This is a genomic window from Rhodococcus sp. 1163, from assembly GCF_002091985.1.
Lineage (GTDB): Bacteria > Actinomycetota > Actinomycetes > Mycobacteriales > Mycobacteriaceae > Rhodococcoides.
In genome coordinates, this window is the sequence record NZ_MKKX01000024.1 from 138,511 (window position 1) to 161,024 (window position 22,514).

18 protein-coding genes, 1 tRNA gene and 1 pseudogene are annotated in these 22,514 nt (G+C 61.7%); 10 read left to right on the forward strand and 10 right to left on the reverse strand.

Translation table 11 applies throughout. From position 1 onward, the window contains the following. Window positions 1–43: 43 nt before the first annotated feature. Complete coding sequence (locus BJD99_RS11160) at window positions 44–904, reverse strand: TOMM precursor leader peptide-binding protein (protein WP_084346899.1); 861 nt, start codon at window positions 902–904, stop codon at window positions 44–46. 162 nt (window positions 905–1,066) lie between these two features. Then, a complete protein-coding gene (locus BJD99_RS11165; RefSeq protein WP_084346900.1) occupies window positions 1,067–2,428 on the reverse strand; it encodes a zinc-dependent metalloprotease in 1,362 nt (453 codons plus the stop codon). 141 nt (window positions 2,429–2,569) lie between these two features. Here BJD99_RS11165 and BJD99_RS11170 point away from each other — a divergent pair, with 141 nt between their 5' ends. After that, window positions 2,570–3,592 (forward strand): PDZ domain-containing protein, encoded by a 1,023-nt coding sequence (locus tag BJD99_RS11170; protein WP_084346901.1) that lies wholly within the window; start codon window positions 2,570–2,572, stop codon window positions 3,590–3,592. 39 nt (window positions 3,593–3,631) lie between these two features. Here BJD99_RS11170 and BJD99_RS11175 read toward each other — a convergent pair whose 3' ends face one another. Further along, window positions 3,632–4,237 (reverse strand): PPA1309 family protein, encoded by a 606-nt coding sequence (locus BJD99_RS11175; protein ID WP_179142297.1) that lies wholly within the window; start codon window positions 4,235–4,237, stop codon window positions 3,632–3,634. 219 nt (window positions 4,238–4,456) lie between these two features. On the opposite strand from BJD99_RS11175, the gene BJD99_RS11180 reads away from it, so the two are divergent. After that, window positions 4,457–7,426 (forward strand): UPF0182 family protein, encoded by a 2,970-nt coding sequence (locus tag BJD99_RS11180; RefSeq protein WP_179142290.1) that lies wholly within the window; start codon window positions 4,457–4,459, stop codon window positions 7,424–7,426. A gap of 211 nt (window positions 7,427–7,637) precedes the next feature. Here the strand turns inward: BJD99_RS11180 and BJD99_RS11185 are convergent, their stop codons facing one another. Beyond that, window positions 7,638–8,273: a transglycosylase family protein gene (locus BJD99_RS11185; RefSeq protein WP_084346903.1), complete on the reverse strand. Its 636-nt coding sequence runs from the start codon at window positions 8,271–8,273 to the stop codon at window positions 7,638–7,640. A 566-nt stretch (window positions 8,274–8,839) separates the two neighbouring features. Between BJD99_RS11185 and BJD99_RS11190 the strand changes: the two genes are divergently transcribed. Then, window positions 8,840–8,913, forward strand: a tRNA-Met gene (locus BJD99_RS11190). Between the two features lie 99 nt (window positions 8,914–9,012). Here BJD99_RS11190 and BJD99_RS11195 read toward each other — a convergent pair. The 6 genes from BJD99_RS11195 to hisN form a co-directional block, all read right to left on the reverse strand. Continuing rightward, complete coding sequence (locus tag BJD99_RS11195; RefSeq protein WP_084346959.1) at window positions 9,013–10,677, reverse strand: acyl-CoA synthetase; 1,665 nt, start codon at window positions 10,675–10,677, stop codon at window positions 9,013–9,015. 190 nt (window positions 10,678–10,867) lie between these two features. Further along, on the reverse strand, window positions 10,868–12,151 hold the full coding sequence (locus tag BJD99_RS11200) for an RNA polymerase sigma factor (RefSeq protein WP_084346904.1): 1,284 nt from the start codon (window positions 12,149–12,151) through the stop codon (window positions 10,868–10,870). 11 nt (window positions 12,152–12,162) lie between these two features. After that, a complete protein-coding gene (locus tag BJD99_RS11205; RefSeq protein WP_084346905.1) occupies window positions 12,163–12,498 on the reverse strand; it encodes a YciI family protein in 336 nt (111 codons plus the stop codon). A 204-nt stretch (window positions 12,499–12,702) separates the two neighbouring features. Beyond that, window positions 12,703–13,926 (reverse strand): acyl-CoA dehydrogenase family protein, encoded by a 1,224-nt coding sequence (locus tag BJD99_RS11210; protein WP_084346906.1) that lies wholly within the window; start codon window positions 13,924–13,926, stop codon window positions 12,703–12,705. Between the two features lie 41 nt (window positions 13,927–13,967). Continuing rightward, window positions 13,968–15,374 carry an acyl-CoA dehydrogenase family protein gene (locus BJD99_RS11215; RefSeq protein WP_084346907.1) on the reverse strand — a complete coding sequence of 469 codons (1,407 nt, stop codon included), beginning with the start codon at window positions 15,372–15,374 and terminating at the stop codon, window positions 13,968–13,970. A 150-nt stretch (window positions 15,375–15,524) separates the two neighbouring features. Then, complete coding sequence (gene hisN / locus BJD99_RS11220) at window positions 15,525–16,307, reverse strand: histidinol-phosphatase (RefSeq protein ID WP_084346908.1); 783 nt, start codon at window positions 16,305–16,307, stop codon at window positions 15,525–15,527. 250 nt (window positions 16,308–16,557) lie between these two features. Between hisN and prfB the strand changes: the two genes are divergently transcribed. The 7 genes and pseudogenes from prfB (at window position 16,558) to BJD99_RS11255 (ending at window position 22,478) form a co-directional block, all read left to right on the forward strand. Further along, complete coding sequence (gene prfB, locus BJD99_RS11225; RefSeq protein ID WP_084346960.1) at window positions 16,558–17,667, forward strand: peptide chain release factor 2; 1,110 nt, start codon at window positions 16,558–16,560, stop codon at window positions 17,665–17,667. A gap of 9 nt (window positions 17,668–17,676) precedes the next feature. Continuing rightward, complete coding sequence (locus BJD99_RS11230; protein ID WP_084346961.1) at window positions 17,677–18,606, forward strand: mechanosensitive ion channel family protein; 930 nt, start codon at window positions 17,677–17,679, stop codon at window positions 18,604–18,606. After that, window positions 18,603–19,094 carry a hypothetical protein gene (locus BJD99_RS11235; RefSeq protein ID WP_084346909.1) on the forward strand — a complete coding sequence of 164 codons (492 nt, stop codon included), beginning with the start codon at window positions 18,603–18,605 and terminating at the stop codon, window positions 19,092–19,094. The genes BJD99_RS11230 and BJD99_RS11235 overlap by 4 nt, the downstream gene beginning before the upstream one ends. A 61-nt stretch (window positions 19,095–19,155) precedes the next feature. After that, window positions 19,156–19,845 carry a cell division ATP-binding protein FtsE gene (gene ftsE / locus BJD99_RS11240; protein WP_084346910.1) on the forward strand — a complete coding sequence of 230 codons (690 nt, stop codon included), beginning with the start codon at window positions 19,156–19,158 and terminating at the stop codon, window positions 19,843–19,845. A gap of 189 nt (window positions 19,846–20,034) precedes the next feature. Further along, entirely contained in the window at window positions 20,035–20,940 is a 906-nt protein-coding gene (ftsX, locus tag BJD99_RS11245; RefSeq protein WP_084346911.1) for a permease-like cell division protein FtsX, read from the forward strand. 205 nt (window positions 20,941–21,145) lie between these two features. Next, entirely contained in the window at window positions 21,146–21,619 is a 474-nt protein-coding gene (smpB, locus tag BJD99_RS11250; protein ID WP_084346912.1) for an SsrA-binding protein SmpB, read from the forward strand. Window positions 21,620–21,627: 8 nt separating this feature from the next. After that, window positions 21,628–22,478 (forward strand): annotated as a pseudogene (locus BJD99_RS11255) (EamA family transporter). Window positions 22,479–22,514: the final 36 nt, after the last annotated feature.

Below are 22,514 nucleotides of genomic sequence, written 5' to 3' on the forward strand. Positions count from 1 at the left end.
GAACTTCTTGCCCACCTAGCAGGTGAGAGCACACATGTGACTGCTATACGAGGGCGCAGTCGCATCCTGGGTGCCGAACCCAGTGGCGCGAGTCCATGGTGTGCGCCACGAGATCGAGCTCCAGCGACATGTCGCCAAGCGCCGCGTCATGTCCGGCGACGAATGCTTCGATCTGGGCGAGCGCGACGGCAGCGGTTGCAAGGACGGTGGGCTTGGTGGCTTCACCGACACGGCCGAGGAGTTGCGCCGACACGTGCGGCCACTGTGGATCCAAGCTGCAGCGAATCAACTCCGCGCACCGAAGGCAACTGGTATTACCGGGGTCGACGAACGGACCCACAATCCCCTTGCCGTCGCGGATTCGGACCTGAAGATGGGGGGTGCGTGAACGCACGAGCGAAGTGATCACGCGCGGATCGGGCGCCATATCGTCGGCGAGAACGACAATGTCACAAGGCCACCCGGCGTCGTCCACTTGCAGTAGTTGTGCAGGCGCGACACTCGAACGCTCTACGACGAGGATCGAGGAAGGGGTCAGCCCCGCGGCCAAGGCGTCCGACAGCGGTCCTCGTCCGAGTATGTGGACGGTCATCACACTGCTTGCAGTTCCGTCCGTCGACGGAAGGACTCCCTCGCTCAGCAGTCCGGCCTCGTCGAGTTCGGCGAGGAGAGTGGACATCGAGTTGCCCGTCAACCCCACTGTGCACCCGAACCACACCACGTGAGCACGAGAATGGGCGCCGTCGAGCTGGCCGAGGATATCGAGCAGCACCTTCGGTTCGACCCCTGGTGGGGGAGTGAGGATGTACGACCGGTCGGGATCCCAACCGACACGAACGGTCCCGTCCCGTTGTACGAACGCCGATACACGAAGCTTCGGTCGACGGATCGCTGATGTGCTCATGAATCGAACGATGACACTCCGGCACGGTCCCACCGCGTCGCGAACCGTCGGTTATCCACAGGCCGCCAACGCGGCTGAACAGCGAATAGAGCAAAAAACTGGGTGGATCGAAGAATTTCGATCCACCCAGTTTCCGGCAGCGTTCTTCCCCAGCGTGTATTACTAGGAGGACTTGTCGCCGTCCTTCTTTTCCCGTTCGGATCGTTCCTGAGCCTCGGTAGCTTCGAGTTGCGCGATCGGGTCGTCGAAACTGCTCGATCCGCCGCCCACGACGCCGTCGATGAATCCGGCGGGATCGTCGAGATCTGCCGATACGGGCAGCAGATCGGGGTGAGACCACACACCATCGCGTCCATCGATGCCTGCCGCGGTGGTGAGTCGACGCCACAGCTCGCTCGCCTCGCGAACCTTGCGGGGGCGCAACTCGAGACCGACCAACGTTGCGAAGGTTTGTTCCGCCGGTCCACCCGATGCGCGACGGCGTCGAATGGTCTCGCCGAGCGCACCTGCGCCCGGAAGCCTCTCGCCGAGAGCTTCACCTACGACGGTCTCGACCCAGCCCTCGACGAGCGCCAGCATGGTCTCGAGGCGTTCGAGCGCGTGCTTCTGCTCAGGCGTCGTCTGCGGCTCGAACGCGCCTTGCTGCAGAATTTCTTCGATCTTCGACGGATCGGTGAGGGATGCGGGGTCGAGGCCTGCCGCCGCCTCCTCGATTGCCGAGAAGTCCATCCGAATGCCCCGGGCATACTCTTCCACCGTGGCGAGCACGCGCTGCCGCAACCACGGAACATGGCTGTACAACCGGTGATGTGCAGCTTCGCGGGCAGCCAAGAACACGAGAACTTCGCGTTCGGGTTGTTCCAGACCTTCGGAGAACGCTGCGATGGCCTCTGGCAGTAACGCTCCGACCCCGCTCGGTCCGAGCGGAAGGCCGATATCGGTAGAGGTCAGTACTTCTTTGGAGAGCTGGCCGAGAGCCTGACCCAGCTGAGACCCGAACGCCATCCCACCCATCTGAGTCAGCATGCCCATCATCGGCCCGGCCGCCTGCTGAGCTTCACTCGGAAGACCGGAAGTCCACATTCCGGAGATCTGCTCTGCGACTGGATCGCACAACCGCTTCCAGGTTTCGATGGTGTTGTCGAGCCAGTCGCCAGGAGTCCACGCAAGGGTCTTGCTCGCCCCGGCAGGCAGCGTCGTAGCGCCGTCGAGCCAGAGTTCGGCGAGGTGTGCGGCGTCCGCGACAGCCCCGGACTTTCCCGCGGCCACCGGAGTGATCGTGCCGATCTGCTGACGAGCGAGCTGCAAAGCCAGGTCGTAGTTCACCGGCCCCGCATTCGCGCCTCCCTGTCCTTGGGCGCCCATTCCGCTCAGCATCTGCCCGAACTGGGTAAGCATCTGGCCCAGGGCCGCGGGGTCGAAACCCTCACTGCCGAATCCGAAGCCGCCGGGCGTGCTGTTTCCGCCCTGATCCTTCTTCTTGTCCGGATCTTCGTCGGAGCTCTCGAAACCAAAATTGCTCATGGGTCAACGGTACAAGGCTGCAGCGCTCGAGGGTATCAAGGGCGATCACGCTGTCGGCGAACACGCGCACCCGCCCGCCGAGAATACGGAAAGGAGGGGTCTCGCACCTGCCGTCATTCGATCGGTTCTACTGTTTGTCGGGTGAATCGTAGGATCGCTACTCTGGTCGCCGCCCTTGTGCCCGTTGTCGTACTCGGTGTCGCGGGGACGGTCGTCACCGTTCCGTTCGCTGCGCTCGGTCCGGGGCCCACCTACAACACCCTCGGTGAGGCAGACGGGGTGCCCGTAGTCGAGATCGACGGCGTGGGCGTAGACCCCACCACCGGCCATCTGAACATGACCACCGTCGCGGTGCGTGATCAATTGAACATCTTCGAGGCGTTCGGCTACTGGGTGAGCGGACGGCAGGGACTGGTGCCGCGCGAAGAGGTGTATCCACCGGACAAAACGAAGGAAGAAGTCCAGCAGAGTAACGAGGCGGATTTCGAGCAGTCGGAGGCCAGCGCAGAACTTGCCGCGTTGCACCACCTGGGCTTGCCTGTGGTGCTCACGGTCGGATCGGTCGCCGCCGACGGGCCGGCAGCGGGGAAGCTGACCGAAGGTGAAGGCCTGATCTCGATCGACGGCGTTCCCGCCGACACCGTTGCGGGGGTTCGTGACGCCGTCAGTGCTCGAGCACCCGGTGCCGTCGTCGAGATCGTGGTGTCGAACGAAAACGGCGAACGAACCGAAACCGTGACGCTCGGGGCCCGACCGGACGACCCGGAAAAGGGGTATCTCGGTGTCACACCGGCCGAGAAACCCGATGTCCCGTTCACCGTGAAGTTCAACCTGGCGGATGTCGGCGGACCCTCTGCCGGCCTGATGTTCAGTCTCGCGGTGGTCGACAAGCTCAGCCCCGGCGAATTGAGCAACGGTGACTTCGTGGCAGGCACCGGCACGATCGACGCAGCCGGGACGGTGGGACCGATCGGCGGCATCCCGTACAAGCTGATCGCCGCGAGGGAAGCTGGTGCGACGACATTCCTCGTTCCGTCGAGCAACTGCGACGAGGCGAAACAGAACGTTCCCGATGGCCTCCGGCTGGTCAGGGTCGACTCGCTCGACGGCGCTATCGAGTCACTGCAGGCGATCGGCGACGGGGGAGACGCACCTGCCTGCTGAGTGAGGCCTAGTCCACCCGTTCAGTCCTCGTCGACCCCGTCAGTCCTCGTCGACGTTGTCGAATGTCGAGTACAACGCGTGCACGACATTGGGTGCGAGGTTGTCGTAGAGGAGCAGTTCGATCGGAGCGAAGGGATCGGCGTCGTCGTCCGGCTGCATCTGTAGCAGCGTCAACGTGGGGCCGTCCTTGATCACCGCGGCGATGAGTCGGCCGTCCTTGCGATCGGGGTGGGTCCGAGCGGCGATCCGCGCTGCCTCGTCTGCTGCGTCACTGTTCGCGAGCAACGGCACGAGTGCTTCGTCGAGCGCTGATTCGGCTGCCGGTGGTAGCACGACGATCTCTTGGACGAGTGCGCATCCGACGACTCCCTCCGGCCAGCTGGTTGTGGCGAGAAACTCGTCCAGTGCCGGCGAACCGCCCTTGATGTCGTCGGGAAGCGAGTGCTGCTGAATAGGAGTGAGCTTCGAACCGTCGGCCAGTTCCTCCAGTAGTCCAGGCTCCGCGGCAGCCAATACCGAGGTCGGGACCAATGCGAACAGTTGCGGTGGCTGTCCCCACCCTTCGGCGTCGACGAAATCTGCCACTTCGTGCGCGCATCGCGCCAGGGCGGCACCGAGCTCTTCGGGGTCGTTTTCGTGGTCTATGCCGTCGCCGTACAGGTCGTCACTGAAATCGCTCACGTGTTCATCCTCCCACCGAGCAGAAAATGCACCTCGCAGGGCTACGAAAGAGTCGACGGGTGTGGGCGAGTCGGTGACGTCTTCCGTACAGTGGTTCTCAAATCGGACATGGCGGCGCACGATGTGTGCCGCCGAAGCCATCTGCGGTACAGATTTGTACCGCCCGAAGTTGGAGTGTGGCACGTGGGCATGAGGGCCCCCTCCGGACTACCGTCGCTGTCGCGGCGGAGCCGAATTCTACTTGTCCTGGCCTTGGTCCTCGCAGCGTTGCTGCTGATCGGCCCACGCCTTATCGATACATACACGAACTGGCTGTGGTTCGACGAAGTCGGCTTCCGCCAGGTCTTCACCACGACAGTGCTGACTCGCTTGGTGATCTTCCTGGCTGTCGGCTTGCTCGTCGGTGGCCTCGTATTTCTGTCGATGTGGTTTGCCTACCGGAATCGTCCCGTCTTCGTTCCCGTTGCCGGGCCGAACGATCCGATTGCTCGGTACCGCACGACAGTCATGAGCAGGCTCCGTCTGTTCGGCGTCGGAATTCCCCTGATCTTCGGTCTCATCTCCGGTCTCATCGCGCAGACCAACTGGGTCACGGTCCAGTTGTTCATGCACGGCGGCGATTTCGGAGTTGCCGATCCGCAGTTCGGTCTCGACGTCGGCTTCTACTCGTTCGACCTTCCGTTCTACAGATTCATTCTGAACTGGTTGTTCGTCTCCACCCTCATCGCGTTCTTTGCGAACTTGGTGACGCAGTACATCTTCGGTGGCATTCGTCTAGCCGGCCGCGAGGGCGCGCTCACTCGGTCCGCACGTATTCAGTTGGCGGTCCTTGCCGGTTCGTTCGTGCTGTTCAAGGCAATTGCGTACTGGTTGGACCGATACTCACTGCTGTTCAGTAGTCGGAAGGAACCGACGTTCACCGGACCGGGATTCACCGACATCAATGCGGTACTTCCGGCCAAACTGATTCTGTTGGCCATTGCATTGATCTGTGCCGCAGCTTTCTTCGCGGCGATCTTCCTCCGCGATTTGCGTGTTCCAGCGCTCGCAACGGCATTGCTGGTGCTGTCGTCGGTCCTCGTCGGCGCTGTGTTCCCGCTGCTGATGGAGCAGTTCTCGGTTCGTCCCAACGCTGCAGTCAAGGAGCGGGCGTACATCGAGAGGAACATCGCGGCTACCCGAGATGCCTATGGCATCGGGGACGACAACGTCGAGTATCAGGATTATTCGGGCGAAGGTTCGCAGTCTCCGCGGGAAAGCCCGGCGGACATCACCACTATTGCGAACACGCGTCTGCTCGATCCGAATGTTTTGTCGCGCACCTTCACTCAGCAGCAACAGCTGAAGAACTTCTTCGGGTTTCCGACATCGCTGGATGTCGATCGGTATGAGATCGACGGCCAGCTGCAGGATTACATCGTCGCTGCACGTGAGCTGTCGCCCGAGAGTCTTACAGGTAACCAGACGGACTGGATCAACCGGCACACGGTCTACACGCACGGAAACGGTTTCGTGGCGGCGCCGGCCAACCGCGTAAACAAAGCGGTGCAGGATCCGACTGCAGAGGGGTCCAACAGCAACAGCGGCTACCCGATCTACACCGTCAGTGACATTGCTTCGCAGGGCACCGATCAGGTCATTCCAGTGGATCAGCCCCGCATCTACTACGGCGAGGTCATTGCACAAGCCGATCCCGATTACGCCATCGTCGGTACCGGCGGTTCGAGCGGAGATCGCGAATACGACACCGATACTTCTCGCTACACCTATTCCGGTGCGGGCGGCGTCCCAATCGGTAACTGGTTCAACAGGTTGGCCTTCGCAGCCAAGTACGCCGAGCGCAACATCCTGTTCTCGGGCGCTATCGGCGACGATTCCAAGATTCTGTTCAATCGTGATCCCCGCGAGCGTGTTCAGAAGGCCGCTCCTTGGCTGACCACGGACAGCGACTCCTACCCAGCTGTTGTGGACGGAAAGATCGTCTGGATAGTCGACGGTTACACCACGCTGGAGAACTACCCTTACGCGCAGCGTGCGTCGTTGGACGGTCTCACTGCGGACAGTGTGGAGCCGACGACAGGTCGGCCGCTCCCCAAGAAAGAAGTTTCCTACATTCGGAACTCCGTCAAGGCGACGGTGGATGCCTACGACGGCTCGGTCACCTTGTACCAGGTGGACGACAAGGATCCGGTGCTCAACGCGTGGATGGGTGTTTTCCCCGACTCGGTCCAGCCGGAATCTTCCATCCCTGACGACCTTCGGTCCCACTTCCGGTATCCGGAGGACCTGTTCAAGGTTCAGCGCGAGATGCTCGCCAAGTACCACGTCGACGATCCGAACGAGTTCTTCACCAACAACGCGTTCTGGTCTGTTCCGAGTGACCCGACCGTCGACGGCGGTACCGATCTCAATCAGCCTCCGTACTATGTACTGATCGGCGATCCCGAGACCGGCAAGCCCTCGTTCAGATTGACCAGTGCCATGGTCGGATTCGACCGGCAGTTGCTGTCGGCGTACATATCGGTGCGTTCCGATCCCGAGAACTACGGCAAGTTCACGATTCTCCAATTGCCGACCGACACTCAGACACAGGGTCCACAGCAGGCACAGAACTCGATGACGTCGGATGCACGAGTTGCATCGGACAAAACGTTGTTGCAGCAGTCCAACAAGATCCAATACGGAAACCTGTTGACACTGCCGATAGCCGACGGCGGAATTCTGTACGTGGAACCGTTGTACACGGAGCGAAATACTGCTTCCACATCGACGTTCCCACAGCTGACCAGGGTTTTGGTGAGCTACCGCGAACCGGGTTCGGGAGGTGGTGTTCGCGTCGGATACGCAGCGACGTTGTCGGAGGCGCTCGACCAGGTCTTCGGGTCGGGTACTGGAACTGCGGCAACCGCACCCGGTGGTGATCCCGAGAATCCTCAGCCCACCGTCGAGCCAGGTGCGGCGGCTGGGGCGACTCCGCCACCCGCCACTGCGCCACCGGCTCAGGGCCAGCCGAGTCAAGCTGCTGTGCAGCGATTGAACAGTGCGCTCAACGATGTGCGCACCGCTCAACAGAGCGGTGATCTTGGACGATTGGGAACTGCATTCGACGCACTTCAGCAAGCTATCGACGCGTATAACAACGGCGGCAGCTGACGAAAGCTGCGAGTACCCGAACTATCGGGTACTCGCAGCTACAGGGTGAGGGCACGACCGGTGACAGCAACATCGGTGACAGAGATCTGAAGACGAAAACCAACGCGAACGGCGCCGTCACTCATATGAGTGACAGCGCCGTTCGCGTTGGTGCGAAGCTATGTCGCGTCGATCAGCGCTGACGAATCAGCCATGCCGAACGGGCGATCGACTACCGGCCGATCGCGCTGAAGATCGGCGAGTTGGCTGCAACGAGCTGCTGGAACTGTGCACTGACTCCGTACTGTTCGGCGAGCTTCGACGCAGTATCGAAGCCCTGCTGTGCAACGGTGGTGGCCTGATCGACGTACTGGTCTGCGGTCGCCTGGTACTGCGGCGCAACGGGAAGTTCCGGTGTGACGACGGGCTCGACCGGGGCGATGTACTCGGCCGGTGCTGCTGGTGCCTCCTGGACGGGCGCTACTGGTGCAGGCTCGACCTCGGCGACGGGTGCCGGAGCCGAGACGCCGGTGGTCAAGTTCTGACCACAGACCGGCCATGCTCCGGGTCCCTGGCTTTGCAGGGTGTTCTCCGCTACGCGGATCTGCTCGGCCTTGGATGCGCTCTGGGGTGATCCGCTTCCACCGTTGGCCGTCCAGGTGCTCTGCGAGAACTGCAGCCCACCGTAGTAGCCGTTACCGGTGTTGGTGTTCCAGTTGCCGCCGCTCTCGCACTGCGCGACACCGTCCCAGTTGTGCTCTGCAGCGTTCGCGGTGCCCATCGAGAGGCCGAGGGGGATTGCAACGACGGCGCCGGTGACGGTCGCCCATCCGAGTGCACGCTTGCCGAAATTAGTTCCATTGGACATGTGGGGTAAATCCTCTCCGCGCATGCTGACGCAACCGGCCGTACTGGACTTTGCGAGTGGTGAGTGTCCAAGGCACCGTGTACGAGGCTCTGTGTTCGAGTAACTCGCACATGTTGCGGCTCTGCCCCCGTTCGTATTCGGGGATCCATCCCCCGCGGGGCAGAGCGACGCTAGCGGCGGGGGTGGTACTGGCCCTGTGTTTTAGGACCGAGAGCGAAGGTAGTCGAGGATTTTCGTGACGTCACACTAAGAATTTCCTGCACGACCGTCCACCTGTTGGGACGGATCACGGCGTTTCCGCTGCTGGCGGGCGGTCGGGACCATTTCGTATCCACATCGTTACGTGCTCGTTATGTGCTATACATCACGTAGTTCGAGTGACTCAGGGCACCGTATTGGTCTACTGAATCGGCGTGTCCGGCAAGTTTCGGACTCGACGTGTCGGATGACTGGCATGAAGGGACCGCACGTCCGGTTTTCTCGGCGAGCCGAGAGCGTAGGTCTCGGTTCATCGGTAGCAGCGATTTGCTTTAGTTCCAGATGTTCCGGTAACTTAGCTACTGCATCGCGGGGTGGAGCAGCTCGGTAGCTCGCTGGGCTCATAACCCAGAGGTCGCAGGTTCAAATCCTGTCCCCGCTACTAAGAACAAAAGCCGGTACCAGTCATGGGTACCGGCTTTTGTCGTTTCTGGCTATTCTCGGTCCGTTCGGCATTTCGGTTGGGCATAAAGTCGATCTGTTACCAGGTCTTCTCGGTCCGTAGATCGTTCACGTCGGTAACCGGGCCGGCATGCTCTGCCAGCGCGCGCCGCAGGATCTTGCCGGTAGCGTTTCTGGGTAACTCGTCGAGAAACACGATTTCGCGTGGAACCTTGTACCGAGCCAGGTTCGACTTCACGTAGCTCACAATCTCGTCTGCATTGCGCGTCGAGTCGTTCTTTGGGACGATGAAGGCCTTGAGGCGATGTCCGAAATCTGGATCAGCGACTCCGATCACGGCGGCTTCGACGACATCTGGACGTTCGGCGAGCAAGTTCTCCACTTCCAGTGGGTAGACGTTCTCACCACCCGAGACGATCATGTCGTCGTCGCGTCCGTCGACGAACAGCAGACCGTTCTCATCGAAGTGGCCCACGTCGCCGGTCGACAGCATTCCGTCGATCCGCTCCTTGTCACGTCCATCGGTATAGCCGGAAAAGCTCAGTCCGCTCGAGACGAAGATTCGGCCGACTGCTCCGACGTCGGTTACGCGTAGTCCGTCGTTGTCGAACAATTCGACATGGCACGTAACCGGGGGCCGACCCGCGGTGCCGGGTGCCACAGCCAGATCCTCGGGTGTTGCGACGGTGGCAACTGCGACCTCGGTGGACCCATAGAGATTGTGCAGAACGTGTCCGAATGCCTCGGTCGTACGACGGCTCAAGTCGGGTGATATTGCCGATCCTGCTGCGAAAACTATTCGTAGAGAAGAGGTGTCGTACTTTGCGAGTACAGCTGGCGGGAGGTCGACGATCCGTTGCAGCATCGTCGGAACCAATACCAGGGAGTCCGCGGAATGACGGGCGACCAGTGCGAGGGTGTTTTCTGGATCGAATTTTCGATGCATCACCACGGTGTTGCACAGCGCCAGAGCCAACGCGAATTGTGAGACGCCGGTTCCGTGAAAGGCAGGAGCTGCCATCACCATCGTCTGTCCGCGGCGCAGTGGAACCCGATCCAGGAACTGCGCCGACGCGAGCGGCGACGTGTGATTTCGGGGAGCGCCTTTCGGTGTTCCGGTCGTGCCACTTGTCAGTAGAACGAAACCTCCCTGCGTCGTCGGTGCAGGCACAGATGAGGTGGCTTGCCCTTTCGCGACGTCGGCCAGGGTGGCGATTGTGGGATTCGACGAGCCGGACCAGCTTAGAAAAGTTTTCACCTCGGGTGCGAGAACGGCCGCGACAGGGGCGAACTCCTCGTCGTACACAAAGGTGCCGACCTGCTCGCGGACTGCGACGTCGGCCAATTGCGGGGGAGCGAAACCGGTGTTCATCATGACGAGCCGGATGCCTCCCTTCGCGGCGGCCAGCATCGTGAGCACCAACCCCCGGTGATTGCGAGCCATGACGCCCATGACGGATCCCGCTCCGACGCCTGCATTCATCCAGCCTCGGACGAGCGCGTTGGACTGCTGCTCGAGGTCGATGTACGACATCGACCCCAACTCGTCGACGAGAGCGGTTGTGGTGACGCCCGCCGTGGCGTGTGCGTGGACCGGACCGGCGAACGGTCCGTACTTACCTACTGCACGGATCGATGCGATTCCTCGATCCAATCGCGGAAACGGAATGAGTCCCGCTCGATTCATGACGCGTACTGCACCGGCTCCTTCGATAATGTGTGACAGCGTGCGGTGTCGAACCATGCTTTGCTTCACCGACATGATCATCCCCTCGAGATCGTGCGTCGTGCCGAAACTGCTTCGCTTGCAGGCGGGTCGAAGACCGTGGACCAGCACCCTGCGGCCTCGATCATAGTGTGATTCAGTTCACTCCGAGGGTAAAGTGACGATCCGGCAGTCGCACTGGTGTTCGATCTGCAGACGCGGACAAGCGTCAGAATTCAGAGGTGTCTTTCGGAGTCGGCGGTGCGTTGCGATAGCACGCGGCCAGTCTGCGCTGTACATACCTTTTCTCGGGTTCGGAGCCGGCAAGGCCGAGTGCGCATTCGAACCATCGAGCAGCTTCCGACCAGCGTTCGAGCCGTGCGAGGAGATCCGCTCGGGCGGCAGGATATGGATAGTAGTTCTGTAGCAGGGGCTCGGTGGACAACGCTTCCATCACTTCGAGGCCGGCGCTGGGACCATCGGACATTGCGATAGCCGCCGCCTTGTTGAGAGAGACGATCGGCGACGGCGTGATCGTCTCCAGCACGCCATACAATTCGGCGATCTGAGGCCAATCCGTGCTCTCGGCGTCGGTGGCTTCGTGGTGCAGGGCCGCAATGGCTGCTTGAACGCCGTACGGTCCGGGGGAGCCGCCGGTGAGAGCGACTATCACCAAGGCGCACCCTTCGTCGATCATTTCGCGGTCCCATAACCGACGGTCCTGCTCTTCGAGCATCACGATCTCGCCGTCTTTTCCGGCGCGTGCCGAACGCCGGGCGTGAGTGCAAAGCATGAGCGAGAGCAGCCCGGTAACTTCACGCTCGGCCGGAAGCAGGCCATGCAGAATTCGGCCGAGCCGTATCGCTTCTTCGGCCAGATCTGTGCGGAGCAGGTTTTCACCGGACGACGCTGAATAACCCTCGGTGAAGATCGAACACACAACCTGCAGAACTCCCGGCAACCGTTGCGCCATTTCATGTCGATCCGGGACGCGGAAGGGAATTCGTGCGACCCGGATCTTGTTCTTGGCCCTGGAGATTCGCTGTCCGGCCGTCGACGAAGGAATCAAGAAGGCCCGAGCGACTTCCGTCGTCGTCATTCCAACCAGGCAGCGCAATGTGATCGCAATCCGATCATCCGGTGCCAGCGCGGGATGCGCACATGTGAAGAAGAGTTGAAGACGTTCGTCGGGCAGACCGCCGTCGGCGGATTCGGGGTTCGGTGACAGAAATGTGCGATCTTGCTCAACTTGAAGTAAGGCGAGTTTGGCGGCATAGGCCTGATCGCGTCGAAGTCTGTCCACCGCCCGGCGCCGGGCTGTGGTCAGTAGCCAAGCGCCGGGTTTCGAGGGGACGCCATCGACCGGCCACCGACTCAAAGCAGCCTCCATCGCATCGGAGGTAGCGTCTTCGGCCAAAGCCAGATCGCCGAATCGTCCCACGAGCGTTGCCAGAAGTTGCCCGTATTCTTCGCGGAACACTGCTTCGAGTGACAGTGCCGGTCTGCGGCTCATCAAACTAGCTTTCAGAAGTCGGCGATCGGTCGTACGACCACCGAACCGCCTCCGCGAGAACCTGGGCACCGTTCGGCCCACTCGAGGGCGGCGTCAAGATCCGGCACATCGATGATCTCGAAACCGCCCAAGACCTCTCGCGTTTCCGCGAACGGTCCGTCCGTGATGCTGCGCTGCCCGGACGAGTCGACCTGCACTGTTGTCGCCGTCGTGAGGTCTGCGAGAGCGTGGCCGGTGACCCACACGCCTGCATCCTGCATTTCCTTGCCGAACTGTATCCAGTCCTCCACCGAACAGCCGTTGTCGAAATCGGCGCTCGGCGCGTTGATCAGCAGCATGTACTTCATGGTTCGTCTCCTTGAATAAGCGGTGCCTCGTTCGGCACGTTCGTTGTCTTACATGGTGACGACGAACGGCGCTCCGCGTTTTCGACACGGCGACAGAAAAATATTCCCGCCACACATCTAGACGATACTTCTGCAGAGACGCAAAGAACCCGTGGTCGATTCGAGTCGACCACGGGTTCTTCGGAGAGATGCTGTCTGGAACGACTACTTCAACGTTGCCGACGTCTTTCCCAGTACGCGACGGGCGACGATCAGTTGCTGAATCTGCTGCGTTCCTTCGAAGATGTCGAGGATCTTCGAGTCTCGGCTCCACTTTTCCAGGAGAAGTCGTTCCGAGTACCCGGATGTCCCGGCCAGCTCGACGGCTTTGAGCGTGATATCGGTGGCCGAACGGCCGGCTTTAGCTTTGGCCATCGAAGCTTGGAGTGAGTTCGGCTGCTTGTTGTCGGCCATCCATGCTGCCCGAAGTGCCAGGAGATAGGATGCCTCCCAGTCTGCTTCGAGTCGCAAGAACTCGGCTGCGGCGGCATGCTGGTTGTATGCCGGAGCTGTGTACGAAATATCGACACCGGCGTCGGCCAGAATCGACCGCAGTTCTTCCAGAGCCGCCCTGGCTACACCGATCGCCATCCCGGCTACCAGTGGGCGCGTGTTGTCGAACGTCTGCATGACGCCCGCGAACCCCTTGTCCACATCCACTTCCGGGTTTCCGAGGAGATTGTCCTTCGGAATCCGACAGTTTTCGAAGAGAAGCGCTGCTGTGTCGGAAGCTTTGATTCCGAGCTTGTGTTCGAGGCGCGCAACACTCAGTCCTGGCGCATCGCGCGGTACGACGAACGATTTGATCGCTGCGCGTCCCTTCGACTTGTCCACGGTCGCCCATACAACGATGTGGGTCGAACGCTCGCCAGCGGTCACGTAGATCTTCTCGCCGTTGAGAACCCACTCGTCGCCGTCGAGCACTGCAGTTGTGGTCACGGCTGCCGAGTCGGATCCGAAGCTCGGCTCGGTGATGGCCATGGAGGCCCACACCTTGCCGAACCGTTCGAGTTGTTCGTCGGTGGATACTGCTGCGATCGCCGAGTTGCCGAGTCCCTGATAGGGGATGGACAACGTCAATCCGACGTCGCCCCAGCAGGTCTCGATGACATTGATCAGTGCGGACATGTTTCCGCCGTTGGCATTGGCGGTCTTGCTGGGCTTCGGCGAGGACTCGCTGTCCTTTTGCCGTCCACCGGCTGCGCCACCGATATCGTTGCCTGCGTCGGACATTCCTTCGACCATGGACGCCATGGTGTCGAGTTCGACCGGGTATTCGTGCTCGGCGAGGTCGTACTTGCGCGAGATCGGACGGAAGATCTCGGCCGCCACCTGGTGCGCTTGATTCGCCTGTGCCCGAAGTTTTTTGGGTAGTTCGAGATTGATCATCGTGTGTGTCCTTGGGTCATTTCCTTCAAGGTGGGTGCGAATCAGATGAGGACGATGCCTTCGGCAGTGCCGATGGCGCGAAGATCGCGGTACCAGCGTTCTACCGGGTGCTCCTTGGTGAAGCCGTGCCCGCCGAGGAGCTGAACTCCGTCCGAACCGATTTGCATACCCTTTTCCGACGAGAGGCGACGAGCAAGGGCGGCTTCGCGGGCGAACGACAGTCCCTGCTCTGCACGCGACGCACCACGAAGGGTGACCAACCGCATGCCGTCCAACTCGATGGCAATGTTGGCGACCATGAAGGCGACGGCCTGGCGATTGCTGATGGGCTCACCGAAAGCCTCACGCTCGTTGACATACGGGATGACGTAGTCGAGAACGGCTTGGCTGGTACCGACTGCGAGGGAGGACCAACCGAGGCGAGCAAGGCTGATGGCGTCCGCGTAGTCGAGCGCATGCTGGTCCGAGTCACCGTCGCCGAGTAGTGCGGATTCAGGGAGGGCAACGTCGGTCAAGATCAACCGTCCGAGGCCTGCGGCCCGCAGGCCCATGCTCGGATCAGCTTCGACGACAAGGCCTTTGGAATCGGACTCGACGATGAAGAAAGCCGGACGGCCCTCCAATTCGGCGGCGACGATGAACAATTCGGAACTTGCTGCCGCGGGAACGAGGCTTTTGACGCCGTTGAGCTTGAAGCCGCTGGGCGAGCGAACTGCCTTGGTGGCCAATGCAAATGGGTCGAACAGGGCGCGAGGCTCGTTGACGACGACGGCTGCATTGGGCACCTTGTCCCCGACGAATGCGGGAAGATAGGTTTTCTGCTGGACGTCGGTGCCCCACTGAGTGAGTGCAACCGCAACACCGCTGGGCGCGAGAATGGGTAGTGCCAGGCCCATGTCTCCGTGTGCCAGTGCTTCAGCAACCAGAGAGTTGGTCACGGCACCGCGCTCGGAGGCTGCGCCGTCGAGTTCCTCCGGCACGTTGATCAACGTGATGCCTAGTTCTGTGGACCTGCGAACGAGGTCCTCCGGAGCCGATGCGGAGGCATCCGAATCGAATGCTGCCGGCCGCAGAATTTCCTCGGCGAATTCCTTGACCGTCTCGACGATCATGCGTTGCTCGTCGTCTGGAACCAGATCGAAGTATCCGAGGTTCTTGGTAGCTGAGTCCTCGAGGCGCTTCGGCTTCTCGTTGCCGGTCGCTTTCGCGAACGTGCGAGTCGCGGCACCCAGGGTCTTGAACCCGGTCTTGGTGCTCTCGTAAGTGACGCGGTCGATGGTTTGGCGGAAGTTGTACTTCTCTGCCAACCCGGATCCGGTGATTGCCGTGAGCACACGCATGGCGGTGCCGATGGCATCTCGTTTGAACGGATTGAGGCCAACCGCGGAAGTGTCGCGAGGCGCTTTGCGCTTCGTTTCGATCACACTGTCTTGCTTGCTCATGATCACCAGCTGTTTCTCGGTGTCGGGCTCGGACCTGCACTATCTTACTCCCGGGTAAGATAGCTGTCTACTTTTGAGTAAGTTGTTGGGTGTCGTCGCATGTCAACGCCCGTGCGGCGGACTCCGATCACCGCAGCACCTGTCACCCTCCGTGTCTCAGCTCAGACGGCGAACCACCTCGTCCTGCAGAAGTCCGTTGGTCGCGATGGCACTGCCGCCGTGGGGGCCGGGTCGGCCGTCGACCGAGGAAAACCTGCCTCCGGCTTCGCGGACGAGAATGTCCAGCGGTGCCAAGTCCCACAACGAGACCTCAGGCTCGGCGGCAATATCCAGAGCGCCCTCGGCCACCAGGCAATAGGAGAAGAAGTCGCCGTAGCCACGCACGCGCCACACATCGTCGGTCAACGAGATGAACTCCTCGCGTACCCCACGCTCCAACCAGCCCGACAGGCTGGCGAAGCTCAAACTGGCCGAGGACAATTCCCGCACCGCCGAAACACCGAGTCGCCGGGGCGAACCGTTGTCGAAGGTCGTGAATGCCCCTGCGGACTCCGAGGCCCACCACCTCCGGTTCAGTGCCGGCGCGCTGATGACACCGACGACGGGGACGCCGTCGACCAGCAGTGAGACGAGTGTTGCCCAGATCGGCACGCCGCGAACGAAGTTCTTGGTGCCGTCGATGGGGTCGATCACCCACTGTCGTCCATTCAGCGCCACATCACCGCCGAATTCCTCACCTAGCACCGCATCATCGGGGCGTTGCTCGGTAAGAACCGCCCTGAGTTGATGTTCGACGGCCAGATCCGCGTCGCTGACCGGGGTCAGGTCCGGTTTGTCGTCGACCTCGAGGTCCAGGGCGAGAAATCGATTCCGCGTAATGGAGTCGGCGTCGTCGGCCAAAGCAAGCGCGAGTCGGAGGTCGGCAGCGTAGTCGGTCACGCGGACAAGACTAGAGGTGTCGACGCAGTCGCCGTCACCTCGTCAGTCGATGCCTCCGTAGAGTCCGGAGTCGTGGCGGACATGGCGATGCAGTCAGAGCGGCGTCGCGGAAACGAAGTCCTCGACTCTGTTGCGAGCCTGCTGGGGGCATGATCGGGGTCGAGTTCCGCGATGCCGAGTCCAGGTGCCGCACGGCCCGGACCGGGCGGCGGTCTCCACGCCGTCGACGGTGCCGGTAACCTTGGCTCTCGTGCATCCTGACGTTTCCGCAGACCTAGCCGAACTCGACATCACCCTCACCACGATCGAGTCTGTCCTCGACATCGAGGAGCTGCGCAGACGGATCAACGAGTTGGAGCATCAAGCTGTGTCGCCGGACCTGTGGAACGACCAGGACCACGCTCAGCAGGTGACCAGTGCGCTCTCGCACGCACAGGCGGAACTGCGTCGTGCGGAGGCACTGCGACAACGGCTCGACGACCTCCCGGTTCTGTACGAACTGGCAGAGGGCGAAGAAGGTGAGGCCGAGGTGACTGCAACAGCGGATGCCGACGCCGAGCGCGCCGCGTTGCGAGAAGACATTGCTGCCGCCGAAGTTCGGACGCTACTGTCCGGTGAATACGACGAGCGTGACGCGCTCGTCAACATTCGTTCCGGCGCCGGCGGAATCGACGCGGCCGATTGGGCCGAGATGCTCATGCGCATGTACATACGATGGGCCGAAAAGCATGGATACGGTGTCGAGGTCTACGACACGTCGTACGCCGAAGAAGCGGGAATCAAGAGTGCGACGTTCGCAATCAAGGCCCCCTACACGTACGGCACGCTCTCGGTCGAGCAGGGAACGCACCGGCTGGTTCGGATCAGCCCGTTCGACAACCAGGGACGACGTCAAACTTCCTTCGCCGAGGTAGAGGTCCTGCCGGTAGTCGAGACCACCGACCACATCGAGATTCCCGAGAACGACATCCGTGTCGACGTCTACCGATCCAGCGGTCCGGGTGGTCAGTCCGTCAACACCACCGACTCCGCCGTCCGACTGACACACATTCCGACCGGCATCGTCGTGACGTGTCAGAACGAAAAGTCGCAGCTGCAGAACAAGGTGTCCGCGATGCGCGTGTTGCAGGCCAAACTCCTCGAGGTCAAGCGCAAAGAAGAGCGGGCCGAGATGGATGCGCTCAAGGGCGACGGTGGAAGCTCGTGGGGCAACCAGATGAGGTCCTACGTCCTGCATCCATATCAGATGGTCAAGGATCTGCGTACCGAATACGAGGTGAACAACCCCTCCACCGTGCTCGACGGCGACATCGACGGCTTCCTGGAGGCCGGAATTCGCTGGCGTATGCGGGGGGGGTAAATCGACATGATGTCCGCCACGACCGTGAGCGCTCTATCGTTCGGAGTGCCGCCAGATCTTGCACTATGGCTCAGTGGCCGAGGTCTGGAGATCGTGCTCTATGTGCTCGGCGGCATGCTGGTGGCCAGATTGATCAGCTGGACCGGATCGAGAATCACTACGCGGATCGACTCGAACTACCAGCACAGCGACGCGCTGGTCCGATCCGAGGCAGCCAAGCACCGGCACGCGCTCGCTCAAGTGATCACCTGGGTTGCCGTCACCATCGTCTACATACTCGTCACCATCGAAGTTCTCCGACGGTTCGGATTCGCCGTCACCTCGCTCGTCGCACCCGCAACCGTCCTGGGTGCAGCCCTCGGCTTCGGCGCGCAGCGCGTGGTGCAGGACATTCTCGCCGGGTTCTTCATCATCACCGAACGGCAGTACGGGTTCGGTGACGTCGTACAGATCGCCGTCCTCGGCTCGGCGGAAGACGCCGAAGGGACCGTCGAGGACGTCACGCTGCGTGTCACTCGGGTTCGTAGCGTGGACGGTGAAGTGATCACCGTCCCGAACGGGCAGATCGTCAAAGCGATCAACCTGTCGAAAGACTGGGCACGTGCGGTGGTCGACGTCCCGATTCCGTCCACTGCCGACCTCACGCACGTCAACGAAATTCTGCGACGCGTCGGGCACGCTGCCTTCGCCGACGCCAGACTGAGGAAACTTTTGCTCGACGAGCCCACAGTGATGGGGGTGGAGAGCATCGAGGTCGATCTGGTGCATGTGCGCCTGGTGGCGAGAACGTTGCCGGGCAAACAATTTCAGGTCGGACGCGAACTGCGTGTCCGGGTGGCCGCCGCGTTGCAGCCAGAAGGAATCAGTGTGGCCCCGGACATCTCGACCGCCGGAGTCGCAACCGACTCTGCCCAACGTGATCGGGGGGCAGACAGGTGACCGAAGAGAACACCGACGCCGATCGGCCGACTCGCCACTGGAAGATTCCGTCGCGTCTCTTCGGGCGCGCGCGGACGTCGACGGTGGCGCTCGGAATCTGTTTCGTGCTGACCGCTTTGCTCTACGGTCAGGTACGGCCTGAGCCGGAAGGTGCGGTGAACGGCCCGACTCCGATCGACACCGGTCAATACCAGAACCGTCTTCCGAGCTATGTTCCCGAATCCTCGACTCCGTCGACCAGCGTCCCGCCATCGTCGAGCGCCGACTCCACGACATCGCAGGACCCGTCGGACTCGAGCAGCACACCGGGGGAGACAGGGCAGCCAGGGCAGCAACGGGAACCCGGGGAGCCAGGGTCGTCGACCGGAGAATCGGGTAGTGCGACCTCGCAGGCTCCGACCTATTTGCCTGGTATAACCGTTCCTCCACAACTGCGATCGCTGTATCCGCAGGCGCCCGCCCCCTCAGCCCCTTCGAGCACCCCCTGACTTTCGAATCGCGGTCCTCGCTTCGGTCGGCTACCCGCCGGTAAGGACTACACTGCGAGCCGTGATCAGCACCACGAATGTGTCCAAGTCGTACAAGACGTCGACCAGGCCTGCACTGGACAACGTGACCGTTTCCGTGGACAAGGGCGAGTTCGTCTTTCTCATCGGACCATCGGGTTCGGGCAAGTCGACGTTCATGCGTCTGCTCTTGAAGGAAGAGAGCCCGACTTCAGGGGACATCCACGTAGCGGACTTTCACGTCAATCGGCTCGCGTCACGGCGGGTTCCACGGTTGCGGCAGAGCATGGGTTGCGTCTTCCAGGACTTCCGGCTGCTGCAGCAGAAAACCGTCGTCGAGAACGTCGCCTTCGCCCTGGAAGTCATCGGCAAGCCGCGCTCGATGATCAAGCGGACAGTGCCCGAGGTACTCGAATTGGTCGGACTCGGTGGTAAGTCCGATCGTTTGCCCTCCGAACTGTCCGGCGGCGAACAACAACGCGTCGCGATCGCACGCGCATTCGTCAACCGACCTCTGGTTCTGCTGGCCGACGAGCCGACCGGAAACCTCGATCCCGACACCAGCCAAGACATCATGATGTTGCTCGAGCGGATCAACCGGACCGGCACGACAGTCCTCATGGCCACCCATGACAATCACATCGTCGACTCGATGCGACGACGCGTCGTCGAACTGGACAACGGCCGAGTTGTGCGAGACGAGGCGCGCGGGGTCTACGGCGTGGGCAGATAGCCTCCCCGGGTCGTTCCGCAGGCTCCACTCCCGGACCTCGGGTCGTTCCGCAGGCTCCACTCCCGGACCTCGGGTCGTTCCGCAGGCTCCACTCCCGGACCTCGGGTCGTTCCGCAGGCTCCACTCCCGCCGGCACCCCGGCTGACATGACCTTCTCGACCGCACACACCGAAGGGCCCGGATTCCGCGATGCGCGCAAGTTTCATTTTCAGTGAGGTTCTGACCGGACTTCGCCGCAACATCACCATGACCATCGCCATGATTCTCACGACCGCAATCTCGCTCGGCCTCTTCGGAGGCGGACTTCTGGTCGTGCAGATGGCAGGAAAAACGCAACAGATCTTTCTCGATCGCGTCGAGGTGCAGATATTCCTCACCGACGACATATCCGCGACCGACCCAGAATGCGCGCAAGAAACATGCGCGGCGCTTCGTAGCGACCTGGAGTCGACCCCCTCAGTCGTATCCGTCGAATACCTGAACCGGGATGACGCGGTCAAGGACGCGACCGAGCGAGTCTTCAAGGACCAACCCGAGTTGGCACAGTTGGTCAGCCCGGACAGCTTCCCGGCGTCGTTCAAAGTGAAGTTGAGCGACCCCGAACGGTTCGGCGTCATCAACGACAACTTTGCCGACCGTCCAGGAGTACAGAGCGTGCTCAACCAACGCGACCTGGTCGAGCGGCTCTTCAGTGTGTTGAACGGGGTACGTAACGCCGCCTTCGCTATCGCCATCGTTCAGGCGATCGCCGCAGTTCTCTTGATTGCCAACATGGTTCAGATTGCCGCGTTCACCAGGCGTACCGAGGTCGGGATCATGCGACTGGTCGGCGCAACACGGTGGTACACGCAGTTACCGTTCCTGCTCGAGGCCGTCGTCGCCGCGATCATCGGATCGGCACTCGCAATCGCAGGACTCTTCGGCGCCAAGAACATCTTCATAGACGACGTACTCGCCGACGTCTACGAAGCCAACATTCTCGCGCGCATCTCCAACAGCGACGTGCTGCTGGTGTCGCCGTTCCTGGCCCTCGTCGGTATCGGAATGGCAGCCGTGACCGCCTACATCACGCTGCGCCTCTACGTCAGAGAATAGATTTGCTCTATTCACTTACCCTGGTCACTCCGCAGGCTCCGCTCCGGCCAATCCTGGTCACTGCGCAGGCTCCGCTCCGGCCAATCCTGGTCACTGCGCAGGCTCCGCTCCGGCCGGAAGAAAACCGATTGCGCACCGGTTCTATGCTGGAGCGGCTGTGTACACGAGCGCACACGCCTTCCCGCGCTCGAGAAAGGGCCCTGCAGTGAGAGAGAAGGGCCGTAAGGCCATCGCGACCAACCGAAAAGCGCGACACAACTACGCGATCCTCGATGTCTACGAGGCCGGTGTCGCCCTAGTCGGAACCGAAGTGAAGAGCCTTCGCGAAGGCAAAGCATCCCTGGCCGACGCTTTTGCGACTGTAGATGACGGTGAGGTGTGGCTGCGCGGACTGCACATCCCCGAGTACACGCAGGGCAGCTGGACCAACCATGCACCGAGGCGCACTCGGAAGCTTCTGCTGCACAAGCGAGAAATCGAACGCCTGGCGGGCAAGGTCAAGGAAGGCAGCCTGACGATCGTCCCGTTGTCGATGTATTTCTCCGATGGCAAGGTCAAGGTCGAACTTGCTTTGGCCAGAGGTAAACAGGATTACGACAAGCGTCAGGACCTGGCGCGCCGCACCGCCGAGCGCGAGGTGACGCGCGAACTCGGACGCCGTATCAAGGGCATGCGCTGACAGCAATCCTGCTCGCGCTCGTCGCGGCCGTCGGCTACGGGGTCAGCGACTTCGTCGGTGGAGTCGCATCGAGGCGGGTAGCCGCACTTCGAGTCGTCATCGTCTCGTACCCGTTCTCTTTGGTCGTCGTCTTGCTGATAGCCCCATTCGTCGGTGGGACCGTGTCATTGGTTCCGATGTTGTGGGGGCTGGCGTCCGGGGTCGCCGGGGGACTTGCGGTCTGGTGGTTCTATCTCGCCTTGGCGTCGGGACCGATGGCCGTCGTGTCGCCGCTGACGGCCGTTCTCGTCGCCGGTATTCCAGTGCTCGCTGGGCTCATGATCGGGGAAAGACCCGGCATACTCGCGTTCTGCGGAATTGCTCTCGCGCTCGTTGCGGTCGTTTTGGTGAGTAAGGAATCGCCGGACGAGGCGACCGGTGAGGTCGCGGGCGGTCGCGACATGAAATTCACGCGTACGGTCGCCTGGCTCACGGTCGGCTCGGGTATCACTTTCGCGTTGGCGTTCATCTGTCTCCATCAGATCGGCGAAGGGTCTGGGTTGTGGCCACTGGCCGCGTCGCGAGCCTCGGCGACCGCCGTGGTGTGGAGCGTCGCCTTGGCAACCGGTCACTTTTCCGCCCCCATGGAAGTGTCCTGAAACTCGCGGCGTTCGTCGGCGTGCTCGACGTCGTCGCGAACGCCGCACTGCTCTACGCCTACCAAGGTGGAATGCTCTCGCTTGTCAGCGTCATCGCGTCGCTGTATCCGGCGGCGACGGTGCTGTTGGCGATGGTGATGCTCGGCGAGCGTGTTGGTCGTCTGCAGCAGATCGGAATGGTGATAGCTCTCGGCGCGGTGGGGATGATCGCCGTCGCGTGATGATCCGATCCCGGCGGGTGCACATGATTGCCTTGC